Annotated in this window: 11 protein-coding genes; 5 read left to right on the top strand and 6 right to left on the bottom strand. The window is 68.1% G+C overall.

The window, feature by feature from the left end; translation table 11 throughout:
• Positions 1-9: 9 nt before the first annotated feature.
• The 3 genes from AB0M24_RS25125 to AB0M24_RS25115 are packed head-to-tail and all read right to left on the bottom strand — an operon-like array spanning position 10 to position 2,866.
• The gene (locus tag AB0M24_RS25125) at positions 10-996 is read right to left on the bottom strand and encodes a sugar ABC transporter substrate-binding protein (protein WP_363772412.1); all 987 of its coding nucleotides are present in this window, start codon (positions 994-996) and stop codon (positions 10-12) included.
• A 14-nt stretch (positions 997-1,010) separates the two neighbouring features.
• Positions 1,011-1,871 (bottom strand): TIM barrel protein, encoded by an 861-nt coding sequence (locus AB0M24_RS25120; protein WP_363772409.1) that lies wholly within the window; start codon positions 1,869-1,871, stop codon positions 1,011-1,013.
• Positions 1,871-2,866: a Gfo/Idh/MocA family oxidoreductase gene (locus AB0M24_RS25115; RefSeq protein ID WP_363772406.1), complete on the bottom strand. Its 996-nt coding sequence runs from the start codon at positions 2,864-2,866 to the stop codon at positions 1,871-1,873. The genes AB0M24_RS25120 and AB0M24_RS25115 overlap by 1 nt, the downstream gene beginning before the upstream one ends.
• A 135-nt stretch (positions 2,867-3,001) precedes the next feature.
• Here AB0M24_RS25115 and AB0M24_RS25110 point away from each other — a divergent pair, with 135 nt between their 5' ends.
• From AB0M24_RS25110 to AB0M24_RS25090, 5 genes are all read left to right on the top strand, one after another.
• Positions 3,002-4,003, top strand: a complete 1,002-nt coding sequence (locus tag AB0M24_RS25110; protein WP_363772404.1) for a LacI family DNA-binding transcriptional regulator — start codon at positions 3,002-3,004, stop codon at positions 4,001-4,003.
• Positions 4,000-5,493 carry a CoA-acylating methylmalonate-semialdehyde dehydrogenase gene (locus AB0M24_RS25105; protein ID WP_363772402.1) on the top strand — a complete coding sequence of 498 codons (1,494 nt, stop codon included), beginning with the start codon at positions 4,000-4,002 and terminating at the stop codon, positions 5,491-5,493. The genes AB0M24_RS25110 and AB0M24_RS25105 overlap by 4 nt, the downstream gene beginning before the upstream one ends.
• A 321-nt stretch (positions 5,494-5,814) precedes the next feature.
• Positions 5,815-6,177 carry a hypothetical protein gene (locus AB0M24_RS25100; protein WP_363772400.1) on the top strand — a complete coding sequence of 121 codons (363 nt, stop codon included), beginning with the start codon at positions 5,815-5,817 and terminating at the stop codon, positions 6,175-6,177.
• Between the two features lie 388 nt (positions 6,178-6,565).
• On the top strand, positions 6,566-6,832 hold the full coding sequence (locus AB0M24_RS25095; protein ID WP_363772398.1) for a hypothetical protein: 267 nt from the start codon (positions 6,566-6,568) through the stop codon (positions 6,830-6,832).
• Positions 6,829-7,338, top strand: a complete 510-nt coding sequence (locus tag AB0M24_RS25090; RefSeq protein ID WP_363772395.1) for a BTAD domain-containing putative transcriptional regulator — start codon at positions 6,829-6,831, stop codon at positions 7,336-7,338. Before AB0M24_RS25095 ends, AB0M24_RS25090 begins: the two co-directional genes overlap by 4 nt.
• Before the next feature lie 44 nt (positions 7,339-7,382).
• Here the strand turns inward: AB0M24_RS25090 and AB0M24_RS25085 are convergent, their stop codons facing one another.
• Genes AB0M24_RS25085 through AB0M24_RS25075 form a run of 3 tightly spaced genes read right to left on the bottom strand, consistent with a single transcriptional unit; the run spans position 7,383 to position 10,384 of the window.
• Positions 7,383-8,900 (bottom strand): tripartite tricarboxylate transporter permease, encoded by a 1,518-nt coding sequence (locus AB0M24_RS25085; RefSeq protein WP_363772392.1) that lies wholly within the window; start codon positions 8,898-8,900, stop codon positions 7,383-7,385.
• Positions 8,901-9,419, bottom strand: a complete 519-nt coding sequence (locus tag AB0M24_RS25080; RefSeq protein WP_363772389.1) for a tripartite tricarboxylate transporter TctB family protein — start codon at positions 9,417-9,419, stop codon at positions 8,901-8,903. It lies immediately after the preceding gene.
• Complete coding sequence (locus AB0M24_RS25075; RefSeq protein WP_363772817.1) at positions 9,416-10,384, bottom strand: tripartite tricarboxylate transporter substrate binding protein; 969 nt, start codon at positions 10,382-10,384, stop codon at positions 9,416-9,418. The genes AB0M24_RS25080 and AB0M24_RS25075 overlap by 4 nt, the downstream gene beginning before the upstream one ends.
• Positions 10,385-10,426: the final 42 nt, after the last annotated feature.

Below are 10,426 nucleotides of genomic sequence, written 5' to 3'. Positions count from 1 at the left end.
GCTCACTCCTTAGCGCTTGCCGGCCTTGGCGTACTCCGCGACCTTGTCCACGTTGGACTTGTCGACGAAGCCGGGACCGGTGAGGACGGGCTTGCCACCGCCGAGCGTGTTCGCGTTGTCCTTGAAGAGCTTCAGCATCACGATCGGCAGGTAGCCCTGCTCGTACTGCTGCTGGTCGACGGCGAAGAGCACGTCACCGGCCTTGATCGCGCTGACCACGTCCGCGTTCAGGTCGAACGTCGCGACCTGCGCCTTCGAGCTCGCACCCTTGATGGCCGACGCGGCGTTCACGGCGACCTGCGGGTTGAGCGCGAGCACACCGTCGATCGCGGTGTCGGACTGCAGCTTGGCCTTGATCCGCGCCTCGACGTCGGTCGGGTTGGAGATGTCGACCTGGAGGTTCTCCACCGAGCCGCCGAAACCGGTGCGGGCACCGTCACAGCGCTGGTTGAGGCCCGAGTTGCCGGCCTCGTGGATCACGCAGAGCAGCTTGGTCTTGCTCGCGGCCTTGAGCTTCTTGCCGGCCTCTTCACCGGCGATCGTCTCTTCCTGGCCGACGTGCGCCATGGCACCGAACTCCGCGCTCTTCGCGCTGCCGGAGTTGATCGTGATGACCGGGATGCCGGCCTTCACCGCGTTCTCGATCGAGGTCTTCAGCGCGTCCGGGTTCGCCATCGACACCACGATGCCGCCGACCTTCTGCGACACGGCGTTGTCGATCAGCTTGGCCTGGGCGCCGGGGTCGCCGTCGGAGTTGTAGGTGACGCCGACGCCGAGCTGCTTGCCCGCGTCCTCCGCTCCGACCTTCACGACGCTCCAGAACGCGTCACCCGAGGTGCCGTGCGTGATCACGGCTACCTTGAGGTCACCCGAGCTGCCGGACGAGCTGTTGTTCTGCGTGTTCTGGGTATTGGTACCCGTGGGACCGCTACAGGCGGCGAGTAGAGCAACACCGGCGAGAGCAACGCCCGCGCGGATGACCAAGCGAGACTTCATCGTCTCCAGTCCCTTCAGAGGATCTTGCTGAGGTGCGCGAGGCTGCGCGCGGTGTCCTTCAGTGGCTTGTCCACCGGACTTCCGTCTTTGAGCTGGGTGTCCTGCTCAAGCACGAACCAACCGGTGTAGCCCGCCTCTTGAACGAGCTTCACCAGCGCTTCCACGTCCACGTCGCCGTCCCCGAGCGGCACGTAGATGCCCTGTTCCACGGCATCGGTGTAACTGAGCTCGCCGCTGCGCACCTTCGCCGCGATCTCGTCACGCACGTCCTTGAGGTGCACGTGACCGATCCGGTCCGGGTAGCGGCGCGCCAGCTCGACCGGGTCCGTGCCACCGATGAGGAGGTGGCCGGTGTCCAGGCAGAGCTGGAGATCGGAGTCCGCGAGGAACCTGTCGACCTCCGCCTCCCGCTCGACGTGGGTGCCCACGTGCGGGTGCAGCACGGTTTTCAAGCCGTGCTTTGCGGCGATCTCACGGATCTTCGCGCAGGTGTCGACGAGGGTGTTCCACTCGTCGTCGCTGAGCTTCGGCGTCTCGTCGTAACCGTCGAGACCCGTCGCGGCGGCGAGCACGAGCGCCTCGGCCCCGCCCGCCTTGAGGATCGCGGCCACCCGGTCGGCTTCGTCCAGAGTGGACTGCACGTCGGTGTGCAGGGTGACCGCGAGGAAGCCGCCGACGAGGGTGAGCTCGTGGCTGCCCAACAGGGTCTTGAGGGCCTCGGGGTCCGCCGGCAGGTAGTCGGGCGGGCCGAGTTCCGTGGCTTTCAGGCCGAGCTGGTGCATCTCGGCGAGAACCGTGCCGGACGGGAGCACGTTGCCCCAGCCCGGGACCTCGCACACGCCCCAGGAGATCGGTGCCCCAGCGATCTTCGCCATTACTTCCCCTCGATGCGGACCGGCGCGCCACTGCGACGCGACTGCTCACAGGCTTCAGCCAGGCGGAGGCTGATCAAACTCTCCCGCGCCGGTGACGGGTTCGCGACCTCGCCCGCGATGACCTGCGTGAACAGGTTCATCTCGTTGACGTACGCGCGGTGGAAGCGCTCCGGGAAACCGGGGTAGGCGTCCGGTCCGGCGACGTGGCCACCGGGCTCCAGCGAGTTCAGCGGGGTGCGCGGGTCGACGCCCGCGACCAGCGAGTCCTTGCTGCCGAGCACCTCGATGCGGTGGTCGTAGCCGACCGGGTCGTGCCGGCCGCCGGCCAGCGTGGCGTGCGCGCCGTTCGCGAACTTCAGCATCACCACGGCGTTGTCGACGTCGTCGGCGTCCGCGAACGCCTGGTGCACCAGGACGGAACCACTCGCGTAGACCTCGACGACGGGCTCGCCGACGAGCCACGGCACGCAGTCGAGGTCGTGGATCAGCAGGTCGCGGAAGATGCCACCGGACGCCGGCAGGTAGGAGAAGTCCGGCGGGTTCGCGTCGTTGCCGACCGCCCTGACCAGGTAGATGTCGCCGACCTCGCCCGCGCGGATCCGGCGGTGCAGCTCGTAGATCGCGGGGTCGAACCGGCGCTGGAAGCCCACGAGCACCTCGACGCCGGACTTCTCGACGTCCTCCACGAGCGCGGACATCTCCTCGACGTCGCTCGCGATCGGCTTCTCGCACAGCGTGGGGACGTTCCGCGCGATGGCGGAGCGCAGCATGTCCGGGTGGGTGTTCGTCGGGGTGGCGAGCAGGACCCCGTCGACGTTGTCGAGCAGCCCGATCAGGTCGTCGACAGCCCTTGTCCCCTCGATGTCAGCCGACGCCTGCGCGGCACGACCGGGCACCGGGTCGAAGAGAAGCACCTCGTCGACTCGATCCAGTGCGGCGAGGTTGGTGGCGTGCATGGTGCCGATCCTGCCGACACCCGCTACTCCGATCCGCATCGCAGGTTTCCCCTGTTCATCGGCTGTGATGTGTTAGAGCGCTCTATTGGTTGGAGCGCTCTAATGCTGTAGCTTCAGTCACACGGGTGTCAAGGGTGGGTTTCCTGCTCGTGACGTGAGGGGAGGTGGTTCCAGGTGGTTCGGCCGACGATGGAGGACGTGGCGGAGCGCGCGGGCGTGTCCCGGGCACTGGTGTCACTGGTCATGCGCAACTCACCCAAGGTGAGCGAGGCGCGACGCACCGCAGTGCTGAAAGCCGCGGAGGAACTGGGCTACTCACCGCACGCGATGGCGCGCTCGCTGGCGTCGCGCACGTCGACCGTGCTCGGCGTGATGGTGTCCGACCTGCACAACGCGTTCTTCGCCGAGGTCGTGGACGGCATCGACGAAGTGGCGCGCGAGCAGGGGTTCGACATCATCATCAACACCGGCGGCCGCTCGCCCGCCCGTGAGCGCCGGGCTCTGGAATCACTGCTCTCCTTCCGCCCCGCCGGACTGATCCTGCTGTCCCCTGTCGTTCCGGCGACAGCAATCGGGAAAGCCGCCGAACAGCTGCCGATCGTGCTCGTGGCCCGGTCTTCTCGTGTGTCCGCCGTCGATACCGTGAACGACGACGGCGAGCAGGGCGCGCGGCTGGCCGTTGACCACCTGGTCTCGTTGGGGCACAAGCGGATCGCTCATTTAGACGGCGGCGAAGGCTCCCAGGCCAGTCCTCGTCGGCGCGGGTACGTCGCCGCGATGGAGGCACACGGTCTGGTGCCACAGGTCGTGGCTTCCGAGTACACCGACGCCGCCGGTGCGCGGGCGATCCGGTCGTTGCTGGCCGACGACGCCCTGCCCACGGCCATCCTGTCCTGCAACGACTTCAACGCCGTCGGCGCGATCTCGGCGTTGGAGGACGCGGGATTGCGCGTGCCCGAGGACGTTTCCGTTGTCGGGTACGACAACACTTCACTGGCAGCACTTCGCCACGTTTCGCTGACCACGATCGACCAGCCCCGTGCCGAGTTCGGCCGGCTGGCAGCCCTCGCTCTCCTGCAGCGAGTGCGTGACGGGCGCACCGAGCCCGTGCGCCATCTCCTCAATCCCTCTCTCGTCGTCCGCAACACCACCGCTCCCCCAGGAGGACCGCGTTGAGCACCATCCCCCACTGGATCGACGGCGCCCGCACCACGGGGGTGTCGTCCCGCACGTCCGACGTCTTCAACCCGGCGACCGGTGACGTCGCCGCTCAGGTCGTGCTCGCGGAGCAGGCGGACGTCGACCTCGCGGTGTCGTCTTCGTTGAAGGCAGCGGCTTCGTGGTCCGAGTCGTCGCTCTCGACACGGTCGCGGATCCTGTTCGCCTACCGCCACCTGCTGCACACCCATCGCGACGAGCTCGCCGCGATCATCACGTCCGAGCACGGCAAGGTGCTCTCGGACGCCGCCGGTGAGGTGCAGCGCGGCCTGGAGGTCGTCGAGTTCGCGTGCGGCATCCCGCAGCTGCTCAAGGGCGAGCACTCCGAGCAGGTCTCGCGCGGTGTCGACGCGTACTCGTTCCGGCAGCCGCTGGGTGTGGTCGCGGGCATCACGCCGTTCAACTTCCCCGTGATGGTGCCGATGTGGATGTTCCCCATCGCCATCGCGTGCGGAAACACCTTTGTTCTGAAGCCTTCCGAGCGCGACCCGTCCGCCTCGGTGCGGCTGGCCGAGCTGTTCCAGGAGGCAGGGCTGCCCGACGGCGTGCTGAACGTTCTGCAGGGTGACGCCTTCGCGGTCAACGCCCTGCTCGACCACCCGGACGTCTCCGCGGCGTCGTTCGTCGGCTCGACGCCGATCGCGAAGCACGTCTACTCGCGCGGCACCGCGGCTAGCAAGCGCGTGCAGGCGTTGGGCGGCGCGAAGAACCACATGGTCGTGCTGCCGGACGCCGACCTCGACGTGGCCGCCGACGCCGCTGTCTCCGCCGGTTACGGCTCCGCCGGTGAGCGCTGCATGGCGATCTCGGTGGTCGTGGCCGTGGGTGAGACCGGTGACGAGCTCGTTTCGAAGATCGCCTCGCGCACCCGCGACCTGCACCCTGCAGTGCTCCCTGGCACGGATCCTTCGGCTCAGATGGGTCCGTTGGTCACGGGCGTGCACAGGGACAAGGTTCAGTCCTATGTGGACGCGGGCGAGGCTGCCGGCGCTTCCTTGGTCGTCGACGGCCGCGGACACGCCCCTGAGGGCGCCGAGGGCGGTTTCTGGCTCGCGCCAACGCTTTTCGACCACGTCACGCGGGACATGACAATCTACACCGACGAGATCTTCGGCCCTGTGCTGTCCGTCGTGCGCGTCGACACGTTCGAGGACGCCGTCGAACTGGTGAACGCCAACCAGTACGGCAACGGCACAGCGATCTACACGGGTGACGGCCTGGCCGCGCGCGAGTACCAGCGGCGCGTGCACGTGGGCATGGTCGGCATCAACGTGCCGATCCCGGTGCCGATGGCCTACTACTCGTTCGGCGGCTGGAAGGACTCGCTGTTCGGCGACACGCACGTGCACGGCGCCGAGGGCGTGAAGTTCTACACGCGGGCCAAGGCGATCACGGCTCGGTGGCCGCAGCAGCACGGCGTGAACCTGGGCTTCCCCACCCACGGCTGACCCGTCCGCCGCAAGGGCCGTCCTGTCCGCATTCAGCGAACAGGACGGCCATTTCTATTTGGTACGAACCAATTCCGGTGGCCACAGCCCGCTGATCTGCACCGACGAACTAAGCGAACGATTGTCCTGTTGCACTTTCCGCAGTTCGCCGATCATGGAATATTCCGGCACGACCGATCGGTTCGACAAAGGAGCTGGACACGGAGGTAAGATCCGCGCTCACACAGTCGAACACCGCTTCCTTTCTCGCGAGCGCGCACTCGTTCGTTACAGCCCTCGCCGGAAAGGGAGAAGAACGCCGCAGCAGGAGGACCGAACACGATGTCGCCCAGCGAGGACGACAGTCCGTTCGCGACAGCACGCCGCGCCACCACACGCCCCGAGTTCGTCTGCGCGCTGAACCAGCTGCGCCTTGCGAGAGGATTGTCTTACCAGCAGGTGTCGGCCGGCGCCGGCACCCGCGTGCTGCCGAAGAGCAGTGCTCACGCCCTGTGCACGTTCCGGTTCCCGAAGCGGGAGGACCAGCTGCGCGCGTTCCTGACCGCGTGCGGAGAGCCCACTGACGCGCTCGACGGGTGGGTGGAGCAGTGGCGGCGCGTGACGGCCTCCCGCGCCAACAGGAGGCCGCACCCCGCTGCTCAGCTGGTCCAAAGCTCGGCCAGGGGTAACTCGGCACCGGAATAGCATTCCGGCACGTTCGCAAGCCTAACGGTCCGCACAGGCGCCGACCAGACCGTTGGACGGCATTGGACCTGGTCAATACGACCAATTGCCCCTCACATGGTCAGCGACTCCTGAAAAGGTGACAAAAACTGGCCAGTTGGACGCCGTTGGACGAAGCCGGACGCCGTTGTACAGGACATGAAAAACGTGGACGGCGATTCAGTTGGCATTCACCCGTCTGAGTGACAGGATCGTCGTCGAGCCGTTATGTCGCGGAGTCCGCGGCAACGCCAATTGCCCGCACTGACGCTTTCCGCACATCCGGCTTTTCGCTGTTCCGCCAACCCAGCTGGTCCGCCCGGCGTGAGGTGCCGCCCTGCGCCGGGTCCCCCCTTTTCCAGGAGCTCGAATGACCACCACCCCCTACAGCGGGGCACTGCACCCGCGACGGAAGTGCTCCACCTCCACCACCAGCACAGTCCTGCTGGCCGCGACCGCGTTCGTCTTCACCGGCTGGATGCTCGCGCAGGGACACTCGCCGGTCGTCGCCGTCGCCACGACGAGCGCTGTCCTCGCGGTGACCACCACCCTGGGCCGCAGCCGCCTGTTCAGCGCCCGGTTCGGCCCGCTGCCCCCGGCGAGCCCGATGGTGGTCTGGCAGGACGACGAGCGATGACCTACCCGGAGGGCGATCCGCTCGAACGCCTGAACCGGCTCTGGGCCCAGCTCGTGGGCGGTCTGTCCAGGTCGGGCCGCAGAGCGGAAGCGCTGGCGGCGTACCGCGAGGTGCGGATGATCCTCGGCGCCGAGCTCGGCGTCGACCCCGAGCCGGGGTGGCCGTTGATCGCGACGTCGACCGCCGAGCTGCGAGCCGCCACCGCGGCCGAGTTCATCGAGCTGCTGCGGACGATCCACGTGCGGTCGGGGCTGACCCTGCCGGAGGTGTCCCGCCGAGCGGGCCAGGTGCTTCCACGCAGCCAGGCCTACTCCCTGCTCAAGCGCGGCAAGCTGCCGACCAAACCGGACCAGGTGCGGGCGTTCGTGACGATTTGCGGACTGCCCGCGCCGCAGGTGGCGCGCGTCATGGAGCTGTGGGCCACGTTGCGGGAGCAGACCGAGCTCGCGGTCAGCGGACCGGAGGACGACAAACCGTTCGCGATCCTGATCGTGCGCAGCGCATGAGAAAGCCCCCGTCCGACCGCACGGACGGGGGCCTCCTCACGTGATCAGGCGTCGACCTTCTCCCGCTCCTCGACCGGAGCCGCAGGAGGCGTCGGCTTCGGCAGGAACCTCTTGATGAGCGGGAAGAACACGATCAGCAGGATGATCACGTAGACCACGATCGCCATCGGGCTGTTGACCAGGCCGGTCAGCGAGCCGTCGGAGAGCTGCAGCGAGCGGCGCATCTGCTGTTCCGCGGCCGGACCGAGGATCACGCCGATGATCGCGGGCAGCACCGGCAGGCCGTAGCGGCGCATGCCGAAGCCCAGCAGGCCGATCACGAACATCAGCATCAGGTCGAAGACGTCCGCGTTCACCGCGTAGGCGCCGACCGAGGCGAAGAACAGGATGCCCGCGTAGAGGTACGGCCGCGGGATGCGCAGCAGCTTCGCCCACAACGGTGCCAACGGCAGGTTGAGCACCAGCAGCAGCGTCAGACCGATGAACAGCGACGCGATCAACGCCCACACCAGGCCGGCTTCGCGCTGGAACAGCAACGGGCCGGGCTGGATGCCGTAGGTCTGGAACGCCGCGAGCATCACGGCCGCGACCGCGGTGGTCGGCAGGCCCAGGGTCAGCATCGTGACCAGGGTGCCCGCGGCGGAAGCGGAGGCCGTGGACTCCGGGCCCGCGACGCCCTCGATGGCGCCCTTGCCCCACTCGTCCTTGTTCTTGGAGAGCCGCTTCTCCGTCACGTACGACAGGAAGGTCGGGATCTCCGCGCCGCCGGCGGGAATCGCGCCGAACGGGAAGCCGATCACCGGGCCGCGCAGCCACGGCTTCCAGGTGCGCTTGAGGTCGGCCTTCGACAACCACGGCTGTCCGACCGGGATCGGTGTGAAAGCCTTGCGGCGCAGGTGGGCCGCGACCCACAGAGCCTCGCCGACCGCGAACAGAGCCACGGCCACAACAACAACGTCGATGCCGTCGGCCAGGTGCAGCGAGCCGAACGTGAGGCGCTGCTGGCCCGTCATCTCGTCCAACCCGACCAGGCCGAGCGTCAGGCCGATGAGCAACGACGCGACGCCGCGAATCCGGGATGCGCCGAGCACCGAAGTGACCGCGATGAACGACAGCACCATGATCGCGAACAGATCTGGCGCACCGATGTCGACGGCGTGCTTGGCCACGAACGGCGCCAGCAGGACGATCAGGATCGTGCCGATGATGCCGCCGGTGAAGTGGCCGATGGCAGCCGCGGCAAGCGCTTGCGCACCACGTCCCTTGCGGGCCATGGGATTGCCCTCGAACGCTGTGACGACCGCGGCGCTCTCGCCCGGTGTGTTCAGCAGGATCGACGTGGTGGAGCCACCGAACATGCCGCCGTAGTAGATGCCCGCGAACATGATGAACGCGCCGGTCGGCTCCATGCCGTAGGTGACGGGCAGCAGCAGTGCCACCGCCATGGCCGGGCCGATGCCCGGCAGGACGCCGATCGCGGTGCCGAGCAGCACGCCGATCGCGGCGAACAGCAGGTGTGTCGGCGTCAGCGCGGTCGCGAAGCCGTCGAGCAGTTGTTCCACCTAGAACACCTCCATCAACGGGCCACCGGGGAGAGGGACGCCGAGCAGGTTGTTGAACACCGCGAAGGTGAGGATCGAGAGGCCGGCCGCGATCAGCGGGTCGCGGACGTAGGCGCGGCTGCCGAGTGCGTAGGCCGAGCCCCAGAACAGGATCGCGCCGGAGATCGGGAACCCGACCAGGCCGATCAGCGCGGCGTTCGCCAGGAAGGCACCGCACAGCAGCAGAACCGTGCGCCAGTCGGCCGGTGCGCTCAGGTCGACGTCCTCGCCGCCCTCCGCCTCGCCGCGGCCGCCGCGCAGCACGTCACGGGCCAGCAGCACCGCGACGACCAGCAGCAGCGAGCCGACCAGGATCGGCACCGCCTTCGGGCCGACGGGGCCGCGCTGGGCGAAGTCGGTGGGGATGCGCAGCGCGTCGGTCAGCACCAGCACGCCGAGCACGACCAGCAGGGCGCAGATGCCCAGCTCAGAACGTTCGCGGAACCACGTCTTGGTCCCCGTCTCGGTCTCGGACGTCATGCCAGCCCCAAGTCCTTCAGCACCGTTGCCACCCGCTTGTTCTCGTTCTCCAGGAAGGTCTTGAACTGGTCTCCCGGTGCGAAGGCGTCGGTCCAGCCGTTGCGCTGCACCGCCTCCGCCCACTGCGGGGTCTTGTGCAGCCGCTCCAGCAGGTCGACCAGCTTGTCGCGGTCGGTCTGCGTGATGCCGGGAGGAGCCACGATGCCGCGCCAGTTGGTGAACTCGACGTCCACACCGGACTCCTTGAGCGTCGGCGCGTCGATGCCCGCGATGCGCTTCGAGCTCGTCACCGCGAGCACCCGCAACGTGCCGGCCTGGATCTGGTCGCGGTACTCGCCGACGCCGGAGACGCCGAACGCGACCTTGCCGCCGAGCACCGAAGCCAGCAGCTCGCCGCCGCCGTCGAACGGGATGTAGTTGACGCTCTTCGGCGCCAGCCCGACGCCCTTGGCCATCAGCATCGGCGCCAGGTGGTCAGGTCCGCCGGGAGCCGAACCACCACCGACCGTCACCGTGCCGGGGTTGGCCTTCCACGCGTCCACGAGCTGCTGCAACGACGTGTACGGCGAGTCCTTCGCGACCACGACGATGTCCGGTTCCTCGATCAGCTTCGCGATCGGGGTGGTGTCGAGCAGCGAGTTCGGCGACTTGTTCGTGTACACCGCGCCCACGACGCCCAGACCCATCGACATGATCAGCTTGCCGTTGCCGCGCTCGCCGACCGTGCGTCCGAGCCCGACCGTGCCGCCGGCGCCGGGGAGGTTGAACACCTCGGCGTTGCGCAGCAGGTCAGCGTCCTCCATGGCCTTCGCCGCGGTGCGGGCCGTGATGTCGTAACCGCCGCCGGGCTGGTTCGGCACCAGCACGCGCAACGCCCGCACCTGGCTGGTCTCGCCGCTGTCCGCACCGGGCGTCAGCAGCGGTGGCACCAGCAGGACGGCGAGCAACGCCGTCGCCACCGCCACCCACACCTTCACCGACACTGTGATCCCCGCCTCTCATCCGCG

Origin of the sequence: Lentzea sp. NPDC051838 (assembly GCF_040681245.1) — a bacterium.
In the GTDB taxonomy this organism is placed as follows: Bacteria; Actinomycetota; Actinomycetes; order Mycobacteriales; family Pseudonocardiaceae; genus Lentzea.
The sequence above is the reverse complement of the archived record's forward strand: the minus strand, read 5'-3'. Positions and strand labels throughout refer to the sequence as shown.

What these genes read in the sequence shown, in the direction of transcription:
- AB0M24_RS25095 (WP_363772398.1), top strand. Translation starts at nt 6,566, where the DNA reads ATGACCACCACCCCCTACAGCGGGGCACTGCACCCGCGACGGAAGTGC.
- AB0M24_RS25090 (WP_363772395.1), top strand. Translation starts at nt 6,829, where the DNA reads ATGACCTACCCGGAGGGCGATCCGCTCGAACGCCTGAACCGGCTCTGG.
- AB0M24_RS25120 (WP_363772409.1), bottom strand. Translation starts at nt 1,871, where the DNA reads ATGGCGAAGATCGCTGGGGCACCGATCTCCTGGGGCGTGTGCGAGGTC.
- AB0M24_RS25080 (WP_363772389.1), bottom strand. Translation starts at nt 9,419, where the DNA reads ATGACGTCCGAGACCGAGACGGGGACCAAGACGTGGTTCCGCGAACGT.
- AB0M24_RS25100 (WP_363772400.1), top strand. Translation starts at nt 5,815, where the DNA reads ATGTCGCCCAGCGAGGACGACAGTCCGTTCGCGACAGCACGCCGCGCC.
- AB0M24_RS25115 (WP_363772406.1), bottom strand. Translation starts at nt 2,866, where the DNA reads ATGCGGATCGGAGTAGCGGGTGTCGGCAGGATCGGCACCATGCACGCC.
- AB0M24_RS25125 (WP_363772412.1), bottom strand. Translation starts at nt 996, where the DNA reads ATGAAGTCTCGCTTGGTCATCCGCGCGGGCGTTGCTCTCGCCGGTGTT.